Origin of the sequence: Shewanella sp. 10N.286.52.E4 (assembly GCF_041468785.1) — a bacterium.
GTDB lineage: Bacteria > Pseudomonadota > Gammaproteobacteria > Enterobacterales > Shewanellaceae > Shewanella > Shewanella electrodiphila.
Map to the genome: position 1 here is coordinate 382,354 of NZ_JBFRJJ010000022.1, position 14,601 is coordinate 396,954.

The 14,601-nt window shown below is 39.9% G+C and carries 15 protein-coding genes; 7 read left to right on the plus strand and 8 right to left on the minus strand.

Annotation, left to right across the window (positions count from 1 at the left end; translation table 11 throughout):
• Positions 1-73 precede the first annotated feature (73 nt).
• The 4 genes from AB4153_RS13415 to AB4153_RS13430 all read left to right on the plus strand — a co-directional run bounded on the left by AB4153_RS13415 (position 74) and on the right by AB4153_RS13430 (position 3,545).
• Positions 74-640 (plus strand): YajG family lipoprotein, encoded by a 567-nt coding sequence (locus AB4153_RS13415; protein ID WP_102529891.1) that lies wholly within the window; start codon positions 74-76, stop codon positions 638-640.
• 39 nt (positions 641-679) lie between these two features.
• Positions 680-1,264, plus strand: a complete 585-nt coding sequence (locus AB4153_RS13420) for a peptidylprolyl isomerase (RefSeq protein ID WP_229368078.1) — start codon at positions 680-682, stop codon at positions 1,262-1,264.
• A gap of 412 nt (positions 1,265-1,676) precedes the next feature.
• Complete coding sequence (locus tag AB4153_RS13425) at positions 1,677-2,015, plus strand: hypothetical protein (RefSeq protein ID WP_102529893.1); 339 nt, start codon at positions 1,677-1,679, stop codon at positions 2,013-2,015.
• 120 nt (positions 2,016-2,135) lie between these two features.
• Entirely contained in the window at positions 2,136-3,545 is a 1,410-nt protein-coding gene (locus AB4153_RS13430; RefSeq protein ID WP_229368080.1) for an AmpG family muropeptide MFS transporter, read from the plus strand.
• A gap of 98 nt (positions 3,546-3,643) precedes the next feature.
• Here the strand turns inward: AB4153_RS13430 and AB4153_RS13435 are convergent, their stop codons facing one another.
• The 4 genes from AB4153_RS13435 to AB4153_RS13450 all read right to left on the minus strand — a co-directional run bounded on the left by AB4153_RS13435 (position 3,644) and on the right by AB4153_RS13450 (position 7,732).
• On the minus strand, positions 3,644-4,813 hold the full coding sequence (locus AB4153_RS13435; protein ID WP_102529895.1) for a BamA/TamA family outer membrane protein: 1,170 nt from the start codon (positions 4,811-4,813) through the stop codon (positions 3,644-3,646).
• An 89-nt stretch (positions 4,814-4,902) separates the two neighbouring features.
• Complete coding sequence (locus AB4153_RS13440) at positions 4,903-6,615, minus strand: hypothetical protein (protein ID WP_371997768.1); 1,713 nt, start codon at positions 6,613-6,615, stop codon at positions 4,903-4,905.
• A 353-nt stretch (positions 6,616-6,968) separates the two neighbouring features.
• Complete coding sequence (parM, locus tag AB4153_RS13445) at positions 6,969-7,145, minus strand: plasmid segregation protein ParM domain-containing protein (RefSeq protein ID WP_371997788.1); 177 nt, start codon at positions 7,143-7,145, stop codon at positions 6,969-6,971.
• Between the two features lie 101 nt (positions 7,146-7,246).
• Positions 7,247-7,732 carry a YajQ family cyclic di-GMP-binding protein gene (locus AB4153_RS13450; protein ID WP_102529897.1) on the minus strand — a complete coding sequence of 162 codons (486 nt, stop codon included), beginning with the start codon at positions 7,730-7,732 and terminating at the stop codon, positions 7,247-7,249.
• A gap of 169 nt (positions 7,733-7,901) precedes the next feature.
• Here AB4153_RS13450 and AB4153_RS13455 point away from each other — a divergent pair, with 169 nt between their 5' ends.
• The 3 genes from AB4153_RS13455 to AB4153_RS13465 are packed head-to-tail and all read left to right on the plus strand — an operon-like array spanning position 7,902 to position 10,026.
• Complete coding sequence (locus AB4153_RS13455; RefSeq protein WP_102529898.1) at positions 7,902-8,276, plus strand: VanZ family protein; 375 nt, start codon at positions 7,902-7,904, stop codon at positions 8,274-8,276.
• An 11-nt stretch (positions 8,277-8,287) separates the two neighbouring features.
• Complete coding sequence (locus AB4153_RS13460; protein WP_371997769.1) at positions 8,288-9,331, plus strand: ketopantoate reductase family protein; 1,044 nt, start codon at positions 8,288-8,290, stop codon at positions 9,329-9,331.
• Complete coding sequence (locus tag AB4153_RS13465) at positions 9,331-10,026, plus strand: phosphatase PAP2 family protein (protein WP_371997770.1); 696 nt, start codon at positions 9,331-9,333, stop codon at positions 10,024-10,026. The genes AB4153_RS13460 and AB4153_RS13465 overlap by 1 nt, the downstream gene beginning before the upstream one ends.
• 57 nt (positions 10,027-10,083) lie before the next feature.
• On the opposite strand, the gene AB4153_RS13470 is transcribed toward AB4153_RS13465, so the two are convergent.
• The 4 genes from AB4153_RS13470 to AB4153_RS13485 form a co-directional block, all read right to left on the minus strand.
• On the minus strand, positions 10,084-11,235 hold the full coding sequence (locus tag AB4153_RS13470; protein ID WP_371997771.1) for a YdiY family protein: 1,152 nt from the start codon (positions 11,233-11,235) through the stop codon (positions 10,084-10,086).
• Positions 11,236-11,362: 127 nt separating this feature from the next.
• Positions 11,363-12,259, minus strand: a complete 897-nt coding sequence (locus AB4153_RS13475) for a multidrug transporter (protein WP_371997772.1) — start codon at positions 12,257-12,259, stop codon at positions 11,363-11,365.
• 305 nt (positions 12,260-12,564) lie between these two features.
• On the minus strand, positions 12,565-13,194 hold the full coding sequence (locus AB4153_RS13480; RefSeq protein WP_371997773.1) for a hypothetical protein: 630 nt from the start codon (positions 13,192-13,194) through the stop codon (positions 12,565-12,567).
• 43 nt (positions 13,195-13,237) lie between these two features.
• Positions 13,238-13,909 (minus strand): hypothetical protein, encoded by a 672-nt coding sequence (locus tag AB4153_RS13485; protein WP_371997774.1) that lies wholly within the window; start codon positions 13,907-13,909, stop codon positions 13,238-13,240.
• Positions 13,910-14,601: the final 692 nt, after the last annotated feature.

A 14,601-nucleotide genomic window follows, 5' to 3' on the forward strand; every position in this document is an offset into this window, starting at 1 on the left:
ACTGCCATTTTTTGACTGGAAAGGCGCTAAAAATCTGTTATTCTGACCGCACCATTTTTTACCGTTTTTAGTCATGAAATCATTGTCATTATTGTTGTGCTCCGCATTATTTTTATCAGCTTGTGCTAGTCATACTCCTACTCATATTGCACTTAATCCCAATGTGCCTAATGTCATCAATAAAATAGATCGTTACGACACTGTCGCAGTGAGCACCATTGATGTCCGTAAAGCCAACTTTATTGTTCGCTTTAATCAAGGCGATGAGGCAGCAAAGCTTGTTAGTCCGAGTGAACCAATCAGACAGCAACTTGATAGCGTGTTTAAAAAATCAATGAGTAATGCCGGATACCAAGTGGATCCCGCCGCCAGCAATACTGTTGAGTTCCAGTTAGATTACTTACTGACAGATGTTACTGAGTCTACTTTTGGCTTTGAAGCCAACACTAACTTAACCATCAATGTTGTCGCTAAAAACCAAACTCAAGAATTCACTAAAATTTATAATGGTAAAGGCATGTTAAAAGGACCTTTTAGCCCAGATTTTGCCACCTTAGAGTTGGATATGAACAAGCTTATCGATGAGCTTACAACTAAGATTATTAACGACCCTGAATTACATCAGTTTTTACAACAGTAATCTCAATATTAACGTCAGACCACAAATTAGGAATGCCTTATGCTTAAACGGATTGTAGCCAGTGTAATGTTGTTTTCGTCAATGATGGTAAATGCTGCCGTCGATATTCAGCCTAATACCCTTTACCCAAAAGTGGAATTTGATACCACAATGGGCAAAGTAGTGGTGGAGCTAGACCGCACTCGAGCGCCTATCACCGTCGATAACTTCCTCACTTATGTGGTTCAAGGGGACTATGACAACACCCTTTTTCATCGTGTGATTGCTGATTTCGTTGTTCAAGGTGGTGGGTTAAATCCGCAGTTAGAAGAAGGCCCATCAATGGACCCTATTGTTAATGAGTCGGGTAATGGTCTATCAAATTCTGTTGGCACTATCGCAATGGCACGCGATAACGATCCTCACTCTGCAACGCGTCAGTTCTACTTTAACGTTGGCGACAACAAAAATCTCAACCCATCTAAACGCCGCTGGGGCTACGCTGTATTTGGTGAAGTCATTGAAGGTATGGCGGTGCTTGAAGCAATGTCTTACACACCAACCATGACCAATCCAGAGTTAAATTGGCCTGACTTTCCAGTAAAAGAAATTAAACTTAATAAAGCGACGCTTTTGCCGCAATAAGCGACTTTATTTATATGTCTTTTTTGCGTTAAAGACTCGAGAAATAAGACTGCAGCAAGCACTTTTTGAAGTAAATAAAGTTTAATTTGATTACTACTGCGTGATACACAAAACAGAATAAGTGGAGTGAAATATTGATTTCATTCCACTTTTTTTTAGCATGTTCTTCTTCGCTGATTTCTAATAACAGCTAAAACCACTTTTTTAGCACTTACATTGTAAATTTGAGTAATTATTCAACAATCCTGACTATACTTATTTTTACCTGTAAGCAGCTTTTTCCCGTGTTTAGATAATTACTCATTAAGTTGTCAATAAATCGCTGCTTGTTCACTCTGTATTATTTGATGAGTAAATTCGTTTAGTTTTGAGTGCTATTTGATTAATAGCTGCAATAAAAAGGATGTCATCAATGACCCCAAATGACTTCATAGAAACCAAGGCGCCACAACTGGCCTATTATGGAAAGGCTTTTTTAGATAACCAACTAGAGCATAAAGAAATCAAGCTTTACATGTGGGATGTACTAGAAGAATGGCAAAGTATCAGCCTCGATACCAACACAGACGCAGCAACCCCCACAGATACCGAAAAAGTGTTTTGGCATTTATTACACTGCTTCGATCAATGGCCAGATATGGTTATTAGAGGTAATCAGTATCTAAGGCAACAAATTCATGACTGCTGTGATTACATTAATATTGGAGGGGATATGCCCCATGGTTGTATCGGGATCAGGCCGACAAATTGACCAACAACTTCAATTACTTTAAGTTAATTTTACACTCTTCAAAATTTCCAACCAGAATGGCTTGAACCAATACGCTACGCGACATAAGCTAGAGCCATTCTCCTTCAATCCGTTGCCTTAATGTCTGAACTGCTAACTCGTACCCGTGAAGCCTTGTCTGTTTATTATCACAAGCGTGTTCTAATCATGTTATTGCTGGGGTTTTCTGCTGGCCTACCGCTTATGCTGGTGTTTTCAACATTAAGCTTTTGGCTTCGCGAAGCAGGTGTTGACCGTGCCGCTATTGGCTACTTTAGTTGGATCGCATTAACGTATGCATTCAAATGGGCTTGGTCACCATTAGTGGACCGTATGGCGCTTCCCCTATTCACCCGATTTTTCGGACGGCGAAGAGGCTGGATGATCTTCGCCCAGCTCGGCCTAGTGGCCGCGATATTGGGCATGGCACAAAGTGATCCCTTAGTTGATTTAGAGCAACTGGCCATTTTTGCCCTGATACTGGCATTTGCCTCAGCGACTCAAGATATCGTCATTGATGCCTTCCGTATCGAATCAGCCCCCCAAGACATGCAGGCAGCATTAGCTGCTGCATATCAAGTGGGCTATCGTAGCGCAATGATTGTAGCAACCGCAGGGGCGCTAACCATTGCCGCTTGGGTAGACCCAGGTAATACCGAATATAATTTAGAAGCATGGCAAACCGCATATTTTGTCATGGCAATGCTGATGTCTGTAGGCTTAATCACCACTTTGTTTAGTAAAGAGCCACAAGTCGATACAAAAGCTGCAGATGAAAAAGAACGCCAACTTAAAGCGCAGTTTGCCCAAAAGTATCCGACTAAAATAGCCAGTGCTATGGCCTGGTTATACAGTGCCAGCGTCCTGCCTTTTGTCGATTTCTTTAAACGTTACGGCAAAAGTGCCATCTTGATTTTATTGCTGATTTCTTGCTATCGGATCTCCGATATTGTCATGGGCATTATGGCCAATGTGTTTTATGTGGATATGGGTTTCAGTAAAGAAGAAATTGCCTTTTTAAGCAAAGTATATGGTTTAATCATGACGTTACTTGGCGCGGGCGCAGGCGGAATTTTAATCATGCGCTATGGCACGATGAAGATACTATTTGTCGGTGCTTTATTGGTTGCTGTCACCAACTTACTCTTTGCATGGCAAGCTTACATTGGCTATAACGTACCATTCTTAACCTTTGCGATATCGGTTGATAATTTCAGTGCAGGCATAGCCACCGCAGCCTTTATCGCCTATTTATCCAGCTTAACCAGTAGTGGCTACAGCGCTAGTCAGTATGCTTTACTGTCTTCAATTATGCTGTTGTTCCCTAAGTTTATTGCCGGATTCTCAGGGGTATACGTCAATGCTTATGGCTACGTAAACTTCTTTATTGCCGCCAGTTTGATTGGATTTCCGGTGTTAATATTAATCAGTCTGTTATCGCGTATGCAGCCCGAGCAGCAGTCAGATAAAAGCAATATAAACTCTGAAACAGAGCCACAAAACACACCGTAATAGTAAGGCGCTCAATAATACCACCCAAGCTCAATTGGCATAGATTAGATAATAATGGCTGTAATCATGCCATCAGAGCTTGTGGTAAACCCTCACTTTTAAAACCCTGAACCCAAAGTAAAGTAAACTGCATTTTCATCACCACTGGTGGCGAAATCCATCCCCATATGAATGCCATATCGACGGGCAATTTGGTAACGAAAGCCAACCCCATAACTATCAACAGAATCACTATTTTCTTCAATAGCATCACTGTCTGTCACGCCATAACCGTAGAATGCAGATAACGTCCAACGATGATTGAGGTGATACATCAACTGAGATTGAACTGTAGCCACTTGGTCACCTTGATACTTAAACGCCGACACACCGCGTAACTCTACATAAGGTTTAGTCGTAGGTGACAGCTGAATATCGCCAGCATATAACTGGTCATAGCCACCTGCGAACGCTAATGTCCAATGATTAGAAAGAGGAAGGTAGACTTCACCGCTTGCTTCTAATGTTTGATAATTATGATCAGAGCCAATAGATTCATCAAACACCATATATTCTGCCGAGAATATATAACCCTTCTTAGGAAAGAAAATATTGTCGCGGGTGTCATATTCCGCAATAAGCCCTAAACCAGAGGTTGTTGTTTTATCACCCAATTGTTGCTGTAAAATCCAGTCAACCACAGCGTTAGAAGATGAAACTGATGATTCAGCCCAGAATTGTTTAAGCCCTAGCATTAATGGGGTTTCAGCCACTCTAAATTGAATTTTTTGTAAGGCGAATAGCGCTTCTGTTGTGGTATCAAATTGAATAGCTTTATCAGGAGGAAGTAGCCCACCTAAACGAGTATAAATATCAAGATTGGCATTAGCTGCGCCGCCTACTACGGTATAGCGAATGCTATCATCTAACCAAGAATGACGATGACCAGCAATACCAAACCAAGTACCATTGGCCGTCCCACCCGCGCCAACCAATGTCATCGCAGCTGGCATTAATTGGGCTCCGCCATCAATTGACTCAAGGGCTTTTTGTCTTCTCGCTTCTTTCTCAGCTTCTGTTTCATGTAAAAACAACCCAACGATCCCCCCACCAGCACCAACGGCTGGTTCAGTAATTAATACCGGAACAGGAAGAAACCCGTAAGCGTTTTCAGCAAGGTGATACCCTAAATCAAACTGACCATCTTTTTCATCAAAAAAGTACGAACTCTCGGCGATCGCCACTGAAGAAACTAAGCTCAGAAAGCACAAAGAAACAAATTTAAACATGGTTTTTTCAACCTATTAATGTGGTTTTAAATATAGAGGAAGTAAGATTTGAGTCACTGCGATAGGCAGTGACTTGTGGTGTTTCAGCGCTACATAAAGTTCAACACCATGGAAATAACCAACAACATCAAAAAGCTTGAAGTAATATATGAAATGGCTATCGCATACATTGCACTCTGCTCGTGCAAACGATAACGACTTGATATGCCAACACCATCACTTTTGCTTTCAATATTCTTGCCTATTGCTACTGAAGGTTTGTTAAATTTCAGCATCTTACTGGCAATCATTAATGAAAATAGTTGGGATACGAGTACGACACCTAAACCAATTAAGGGGATTTTCATACCACTGGTATTCATTTCGTTAATCATTTGCGGGCCAAAATACAACCCTGTGATGGCGATGAATGCCAGCAAGGATAACTCTCTAACAAACGTGATAGTGTGACGAGGTAACTGAGAAAGTGGATTGATTTTATTGCTCAGCCAGCCTACGAAAGTACCAGCAATCAAGCTACTCAGCCCAATGCTTAAATAAAAATACAAACCACCAATGTTGAGATTCCATAAGCTCATTAAATAAGCTGCCACTAACCCTATTCCAAACAAGGCGAAACTCTCGGTATTACGGCCAACATTGTTACTAAAGTTATGTTTAACGAATTGAATATCACTAGCACTGCCCATGATTTGTAAAATATCATCTTGTTTCACAATTAAATCTGGCGTGATTTCTATAGATTGTTGATCTCTGACAAGTCGAATGATGCAAAGGTTTTTGTAGGTATTTTGGTTAATTTCAGTCTTGATATCATTTAATGATTTGCCAACAAAGCCATGGGTATTGATGAGTACATTAAAATGCGCTTCATTGTTATCGACTTGAGTGTCACTAGGTAATTCACTACCTATTACATCATCTTCAAAATAATATAGCGTGTCGTGTCTGCCCGTTATGGTAACGATATCGCCCGCGACAAGTGGCTCATTGTGATTAACTGCGTCATCAATCTCATTCGAACTACTTTTTGCCTTATCAACTAGATTGACTCGTTCGAACATGATGTCAAAATACGGTGCGTTCAGTTGTTCAATGCTTTTACCAAGAACCGTACTGGTTGGATTAACTTCAAAAACACGTTTTACGACCGTTTCAAGAGTGTCGATTGGGTAGTATCTATCACAATGACTTTCATCCAATTCATTTTGAGTCGCTTTATCAAAAGGTGAATCACTTTGCTTCATTGCAGCAGATTGGAGCCATTTCATCATGATCACAGGCCCTACCATGCCAAAAATGACCGTCAGTACATATCCCATGTAAGCATTATTAAGCGCCACTAATTTCACTGTTTCAGAAAGTTCAGGCAACTTTTCAATCGAATCAGTGACCATGTACATTACCTCTGGATGGACAAAGCTTCCTGAGATCATGCCTATGCTGGTATACAAATCGAGATTAAAAAACCAGGTGGCCAAGCACATGGTGGATATAGTGATAAGGCTTATAATCAAACTGGTCATTAAGATTGTTTTTTTACGTAATTGCCACACCCTTAAAATGCTATAACCACCTTGATAACCGATAACATACAGAAATAAACCGAAGAAAATCCATCGAGACGAAGGTTCAATATAACCACCCAATTGGCCAATTAAAATACCAACTAACAAGGTGCCCGCCACACAACCTAAAGAGAAACCTTTGATTGATAACTTGCCTAGCAAACACCCTAAAACTAAGGTGACCAAAACGGAAAAATATGGTGATTCTCCCAATAAAAGCTGTATTTCTTCCATCGTTATGTCACTTTTTATCACTGGCACTGAATATCGGCCATAATTGAAATCAGGTTGTTACAACGCAAAAATCTCTGTTAAAGAGCGCAATTAAGGCCTATGGAGATTTCAGGTATTTAATTAACGCTGATTCTATGGCTGATAAGATGACAGTCATAATCGCGCATGAAGGATAAAACCCTACATAATTTTAAAAGAGGCACACTTGAGGGAAGAACGTTGAGGCTTTTAAGCTAAGGGGTAACGAAATAGCGTATAAAAACCAACAGATTCAGATTAATCAGCATCAATGACTTTAAACAACTGATGCCCAGTTAGCACAAGCCTTTGGCTTTACTTTACTTCATTTAATGTCAATTCATTTCTCTGGCTCTGTCAAATGATACAAATCGGCTGGTTTGCATTAGCGCATGATGTACCGACAATAAGGTTAAATCATCATATTGGAACGCGAGGTGAGTGATCGACAATGTTAAGTCAGATGTGGCATCAAAGGTGTATTGGGTTGAGCGGATTTGATAATTAAGTATCTTCTTTCATTGAGAAATGCTGCAACAGCAAACTGTTACAGCATCTTTTTTTGATATCATTTTTATTTAAAACAACATAAATGGCTTAAAGCCAATCAAAACTAGTCGCGGAAATTATTAAACTGAAAAGGTTGGCCTAATTCAGACTCTTTCGCTAAACGCATGACCGCTTGTAAATCATCACGTTTTTTACCCGTGACTCGTACTGAGTCACCTTGAATAGACGATTGTACTTTCAGCTTGCTGTCTTTAATTTGCTTAACCAGCTTTTTAGCCACTAAAGTATCAATGCCTTGCTTAAAGTTAACTTTTAAGCTGAAGGTTTTACCGCTATGAACTGACTTTTCATCAACATCCATAGCTGAAGGCTCAACGCTACGCTTACTCAATTGAATACGCAGAATGTCCACTAACTGACGACATTGGAAATCATCTTCGGCTTTTAAAGTCACGGTATGATCTTTATGTTCAATATCGGCTTCTTTGCCGCGAAAATCAAAACGACCAGCGAGTTCACGGCGTGAGTTCTCAACAGCATTTCGTAATTCAACTTCATCTACTTCTGAAACGATGTCCATTGATGGCATTGTTATTCTCCCAATTAATCTTTGTGCTAATACTAACATTTTCAGCGAAAGCGCAAACCCTCCATAAAATAGAAAACAATAATTAACTGGAAATTAATGACTTTAGTCGCTGCATTTTTTATTATTGCTTCAATCAAAAGATATCGCATCAGGCTAAGTACTCGACAGCATGAAATTAAAACTATTTTTTACAGCATCATTTGCGTTTGCTGTACTTGTTGTCAGTTACCTTGTTTTCTCAAAGCCCAATTACCCCGTTACGTTTAACAACATGGATAAAGTCGGTCATGTATTAAGCTTTTTCGGCTTGGCATTTTTAGCTTATTTCGCCTTTAAACCTAAATGGTATTGGATGTGTTCGATACTGGCTTTTTACGCTATTTTAATTGAAGTCATCCAATCTCAAATTCCTTATCGCAGTGCTTCTATTGCTGATGTGGTTGCCGATTTAGCTGGTATCGCGTTGTTTTATATCTTTCTGTTTGTTTTTAGAAAGTACCAGGCAGCCAAGCTGTTCCCTAAACGTTCTTCAAAAGCATCATAAGAGAGCCCGTTATGCGCTCGCACTCCCCGGCTCCTAACACTGTTACTTCAAACACTGTTACCCCTGACAATGTGACTCCAAATATTGCACCCGCTAACATTGCAGTTGTCGGCGCTGGCGCCATTGGCATGTTGATCTATCATCAGCTTAATGCATTTACTCAGCCATTATTACTGGGACGAAATTTCACCCTAGCTGATGCAGAAAACCAAACTCAGCCGCTGACTTTTGAAGCTTTATCCAGTGACGTTAAGCCTAACAATGTTGTTAACGTGCATACCGAACCATGTTTAGTTAACAATCTTAAAACGGTGACACCTAAGCAGTTGGCCTGCATTGAACTGGTTATTGTGTGCGTTAAGTCCTATCAAGTCGAAGCGGCGTTAACAGCGTTAATTGACAAACTGCCCCACAATGCCACTTTACTCCTTTTGCACAACGGTATGGGGCCGCATTTACAGGTCATGGCGTTGTTAGCATCTCAGCAAAGAACTGATATCAATCTGTATCTCGGCACAACCTCTCAAGCGGCAATAAAAGTAACTGAGCGTCATGTCCGTCAAACAGGTACCGGCAAAACAGTATTCGGACATTTTCATGGCCATAAATTAACTCCGCAGTTAATTGAACTACTCGTTACAGCCATTCCTAACAGCCAAATCAGTGATAATATCTTGCTCGGTTTATGGCAAAAACTCATTGTGAATTGCGCCATTAACCCCATCACTGCCATCGAGCAATGCCCAAATGGTCAATTAGCTCAACCACAGTATCAGCAGCAAATAAATGCCATCACCACTGAATGTGTCGCTGTCGCAAATGCTGAAGGCATCACTATATCTTTATCGGAATCACTTGAGACTATTGCTCAGGTCATTACCCTCACAGCTAATAACTTCTCATCCATGCATCAAGATGTGAAATATCAACGCATGACAGAAATAGCTCAGATTAATGGCTTTGTTGCAGCTCGTGCCGGTGTTCATCAAATCAAAACCCCAGCCAATAACGCGATGACGGACAAGATCAACCAATTAACTCAACCCGACTTATAATGTCTGTTAATAAATACGACGATAGCAAACGAATTAAAACATCTTCTGTGGTTCAGACAATTCCTTTTACTCGAAAAATGGTTGCTGCTTACATCTGTTGTGGGCTAGTAACCCTGATCAGTATCGCGTTTTTTGATCGAACTATTGCTGAGTACATGCACGTTAATCTTCAATCTAACCTGCTATTACAAAGCTTTTCTAAAACCCCTTTATTACTTGAAATCATTGCACTCATTGTTGTGCTAGTAAGCTTTTACAAACACTACAAACACCTTTTTCATCTCAGGCGCATCATCATTTTAGTCGCCATCATCGCCACCATAGTGCGCGTAAGCGCTAAAATGGTCTTTGGCCGTACTTGGCCAGAAACCTGGACTAACGATAATTTTTCGTGGATTACCCATGGCGTTGAAGAGTTTCACCCCTTTTCACTTTCTAATAGCTTTCATTCATTTCCATCAGGTCATGCATTGCTCACCTTTGCTTTTGCCAGTCTATTTTGGCACTTTGCGCCGCAATATCGGTTGCTTTGGTGTAGCTCAATGGTGGCTGTTTTGATGGGACAATTGGGTCAGAACTATCATTACTTAGGGGATTTACTTGCGGGTGCATTAATTGGCACCTTGGTCAGCCACTTAGTGATTAATGGCTATAGTCATTACAATCGAAAACACATGCCAGAACGAGACAGCTGAAATAAAAAAGGCTCATTACTGAGCCTTTAACGTTAACTTGTAAGCTTAAAAACTCACTTAAATATCGATACCAAAACCCACAATAAATTGATAATCATTTTTTTTCGGCGTCAAACCGTCTGAATCAGGTTGCGGACTGGCGGTATGATCCCACACGAAGGATAAATCTAAATCAAAAATGTCGGTTAGCTCAATCTCTAATGTCGCCAAAGCATGGTGAGTATAGCCACCAGAGTCGTCATCACCGTATTGCACACGATAAGAAGTAATAAAATCCATATCACTGGTTAATTCAGTATCGTACACCGTTTCAACCACCACTGTAGCCGAACTGCTATCAGTGCTTTCACCATCTTCAACATTATTAAACTTGGTATATGTATATGCAGGACCGCCCGAAATACTCCACTCCGTTTTCGAGTTATCAATAATGTTATAACCCAAACCAGAACCGACAGTAACCTTGTATTCAATGTTTAAAAACTTGTCGGTATAAATTTCGGCAAACACAGGACGCAAATAGAACTGCTTTGATAAAAACCAATCAAAGTTGGTATTAATACGATTATTGTTAATCTTCTCTTCGCTGTCCGATTTTGAATAATTCCCAATATAATCAATATTGAAACGAGATTCAGTAGTACGGCGTTTGGTTTTAGCAATGGCGCTATAGTCTATTTGTTCCGTATTACCTGAGCGAAAATTTGCCCCTAAACTAATTTTGCTCGACCAATAATTAGACTCAGATTGTTCACCAGCAATGATCGTTAGAATCTGATCTCGCTGAAATTCTTGCCCGTCTATATACATTTTGCCATCTCGAACTAATAGCTTGCCGCTTTGGGTGCTTAAATCCATAAAGCCAATACTCACCACATCAGCACTTTGCAGCACCTTTACATCTTCCCAATCGATAAATAAGGTGTCTAACTCATCACTTTCGAACTCTAATTGATCATCATAAAGGTTCTTAATTTCACCTTTTAGCAGTTCAAGTGAAGATAATTGCAACCAATCAAATTCGCTGTCTTGAGGCGTAGTGACTTGCTCAGGAGTAAAAGCTGCAGGTGGCATATCATTGCTAGCATTAGTTACTGCGGAGGTAGATGTGCCAGTAGGTATGCTATTAGCATCTATAGTGGCACTGAATACTAAAGATAAACTGGCGCACGCCAACGCGATACGAGTTAGCCGAAAAGAATAACGCATAAAACACTCCCTGAATCGAACTTCTTGGTTTTATTTACGCCAGTATAGTATGAAAAAACAACAAATTAAAATCACCTTTTGGCATTATTTCATCATTAGTTTAAAACACTTAATGATTAAGTACGCACTAGGTCCACATCACTAAAATTGCGGCGACTGCGATTAGCACTAACCCTAATACCTCATTTACCTTAATCTTTTGTTTGAGCCAAAAAACGCTGATGAGCATAGTAAAAAACACTTCAATTTGGCCTAAGGTTTTTACATAAGGCACCGCTTGCAATGACATCGCGCTAAACCAACCAATGGATGCGATACAACTGCAAACACTGATCAAAATCGTCAGCCTTGGTCGCTGCCATAATGCCAATAACGTCAATCGGTCTTTCATCGCTAGATAAGTCACTAGAATAATTGTTTGCAAGCCAATCACTGACAGCAGTACCCAAGCAGCGCGGTGAGTAAAAGGAATAGGAGTAGAAACTGCAGAGTCTACAATTAACAGCAAACTCGCCTCTCGTACCCATAGCGAAGTAAACGCAAACGCAATACCGCTACTAATACCCAGTATTATGGTATTAAGCGATAAGCGTTTAACCCCTTTTTGCGTACTCAGTAGCATGACAGCAACAGCACCAATAATAACCCCGAGCCAACCTAACAAGCTCAAGCTAGTACCAAAAAACAGTACACCTAATATGGCGGCCACTAAGGCTTCACTTTTAGCAAGCCCAGCCCCAACCGCAAAGTTTTTCAGTTGGAATAATTTAACCATCAACCCTGTCGCAAGGATTTGCATTAAAGATGCACCAATAACAAACAGGTAAAAAGGATAACTAAAGGTAGGAATAGCACTCGGTTGCAGCTGATAAAGACTAATGAGATACACGGCCGCAATAGGCCCAGCCCAAATAAACCGCGCAAGGGTAACACCGCTAACTTTCACTTGTTGACTCAGTTCACTTTGAAATGCATTACGCCAAGACTGCATAAAAGCGGCAAGGATTGTCAGCGCTATCCACATAGATTTATCCCAATAATACAGAGGTTTGAGACAGATAAAGTATCACATTATCTGAATAGCATTGTTGGTAATTTGTTCTAGCTTAGAATTACGAGATAGGTGGTGGAAAACATTAGAATATGTTCGCTTGCAAACTCAATAATAGAAGGTAAATGGTTTACGTCCCGACATGTTGTTGGACAGAAATTAGATAGAGTAAAGCTCGTAAAGTGGTGAGTCTCAGTAGTGAAATATGGCAAGCGGATATTCGGTAACGCCAAATTCAACTGCGCCGTAGGCGTCTGCTGGAATTTCTTGTTATGTTTTCACTCGATATTGTAGAAGTAATCTTCAAGTTGTTTTGACGTAATACCAAATTTTGGCATATTTATTTCTTGAAGATTATGTTCATTGTGTAAATTAATGAGCCACTGATAACGTATTTTGTAGAACCGAATTGTTGGCGTTATTCCAAATTGACTTTCTGCTGCGTTTAAAAAATCATAGAGACAAAGAATAGGTTTAGCTACAGAAATTCGGTAGCGATGCTTGAAAATATGATCTGTTTCTATAAGTGTTGGAATATGCTTAAATTTTGATAAATCATTGTGCAAGTCTCTAAAGGTAACTTCATTATCTTGGAATAAAACCGTATTATCTAGAGATTGTTCTACAAAATTAGAAGCTTCACGTATTGCATCGTGAGCTTCAGAAGCTCTAATTGAGATCAAATTGCTTGTTAAAGTATTTTCAGTAGCTACATATGTTTTATATATAAAATACAACGTTACGATACTAAATGGAATTGTAATTGTTCCTGCCAAATAACTACCAAAACTCCCCCAGTCAGCTGCTTCACTAGAAAATCCATAATGAAAGTTGAAAAAGTATGTTACTACAGCAAATGCCGCGACTAAAAATGCGCAAAGAAACAAGATTTTTTCTTTAGGTAACAACTACTACTCCTTTGAAACATAACGCCTAAATAACAGGCAAAAATTAGTTGGTTAAAATAAGCGACGCAGGAGCAAAAGCCAACTGTTTTTTGTCCTTGTTTATTTTCTTGTTAGGTTCTGGTGAGTTAAACAGCAAAGCAGTAATAAAGACTAAAGAAATGGCCATTATTAATGGCATAACTATATTTTTAGCCACTCGAAATGATTTTTCTCCGCTTTTAACCCTTTCCCACTCATCTTTCAAAATATCTTGAGAATATGACGATGCATTCTCTATAGCATTAAGGGCTTCAGTGTAATCCGTACCCTTAGCAATGTTTATTTGATTCTGAATTGTTGTAGCAGACGTAAGCAATTCATTGAGTTTGATATGTTTAGGTTCACTTTTGTTTAATCGTAGTTTTATACGATATAGCGCTTCAGCGCCTTCAAATCTCATTTTTCCAACTTGATCGTTATTAAACCTAAAACACTCAACGTCTTCATCTGCGCTTTGTGGACTTCGCACCTCTTGCATAACTCGACACAAAGCTCGCGCAGAAGACAAAAATACGGATAAGTCATTACGTAAACCATCTATCCACGCTTGCCTAAACTCTGAGGTTTTTTGTTCCTTACTAAGAGTCAGGTTCACAAAAGCAATAAGTGAAGTTATAAGTGCAGCAACCACAGTAGCAATTGGTGCTAGTGGTATATTCGAATAATCGATGCTCAATCTCCTTAAGAACCTAACATTTGTATAGTGCGCATGCGCGTTTATTTGGCAAGCGCGCATGCACATTTAATAAACCTATTATTTAAGCCTTACTAAAGTAAAGCTATTGATTTATATGCACTCTACCAGAGTGGTATTGGATAAACGAGCACAAATATTTGCAAAGTGAGCATTGAAATTGATGCCTTATCAGAAGTAATCAGCAGCAGTCACTTATCGATTCGTAAAAGTAGGTCAACGGGCATGTTACTTATCTGTACTGCTTATCGGATGTAACTCGCAAAGGGGCATAAACGAGTTACTAGCATCAACTTTATACTTCATTTACATTGACTCAATTTCAGTAGTCCATGACTGTAATTTAACCCATTGCCTGCCGCAGGCTATCGTGCAGATACAACTGCGATACGCTGCATTCTTTATTTAAATCAAAAGGTCCCTGAAAGCTCGGCCATGACGTCCATGTCATGGACGGTCACCGCGGTGCTTACACCCGAATTTTCATCTCTTCGATTTGACTGTATTCGTGTCAATTTAAAAAACTAAAATATCTAGTTTTAATTAGCTAGAAGATTCAATTTGAATCGAGGTAAGCAAGAAAGTCGCGTGAGTCCAGACATGGATGTCTGGCTAGCTTTCGAGGGGAAGGGACGCCCCATCGTAAGCGTTAGTGATTTTTGTAGCTTGCCGAA

Bases quoted from the DNA above. Each gene is read 5' to 3' on its own strand.
- AB4153_RS13465 (WP_371997770.1), top strand. From the start codon at position 9,331: ATGTCTGTTAATAAATACGACGATAGCAAACGAATTAAAACATCTTCT.
- AB4153_RS13420 (WP_229368078.1), top strand. From the start codon at position 680: ATGCTTAAACGGATTGTAGCCAGTGTAATGTTGTTTTCGTCAATGATG.
- AB4153_RS13470 (WP_371997771.1), bottom strand. From the start codon at position 11,235: ATGCGTTATTCTTTTCGGCTAACTCGTATCGCGTTGGCGTGCGCCAGT.
- AB4153_RS13425 (WP_102529893.1), top strand. From the start codon at position 1,677: ATGACCCCAAATGACTTCATAGAAACCAAGGCGCCACAACTGGCCTAT.
- AB4153_RS13415 (WP_102529891.1), top strand. From the start codon at position 74: ATGAAATCATTGTCATTATTGTTGTGCTCCGCATTATTTTTATCAGCT.
- AB4153_RS13455 (WP_102529898.1), top strand. From the start codon at position 7,902: ATGAAATTAAAACTATTTTTTACAGCATCATTTGCGTTTGCTGTACTT.
- AB4153_RS13440 (WP_371997768.1), bottom strand. From the start codon at position 6,615: ATGGAAGAAATACAGCTTTTATTGGGAGAATCACCATATTTTTCCGTT.
- AB4153_RS13435 (WP_102529895.1), bottom strand. From the start codon at position 4,813: ATGTTTAAATTTGTTTCTTTGTGCTTTCTGAGCTTAGTTTCTTCAGTG.
- AB4153_RS13450 (WP_102529897.1), bottom strand. From the start codon at position 7,732: ATGCCATCAATGGACATCGTTTCAGAAGTAGATGAAGTTGAATTACGA.
- AB4153_RS13430 (WP_229368080.1), top strand. From the start codon at position 2,136: ATGTCTGAACTGCTAACTCGTACCCGTGAAGCCTTGTCTGTTTATTAT.
- AB4153_RS13475 (WP_371997772.1), bottom strand. From the start codon at position 12,259: ATGTGGATAGCGCTGACAATCCTTGCCGCTTTTATGCAGTCTTGGCGT.
- AB4153_RS13460 (WP_371997769.1), top strand. From the start codon at position 8,288: ATGCGCTCGCACTCCCCGGCTCCTAACACTGTTACTTCAAACACTGTT.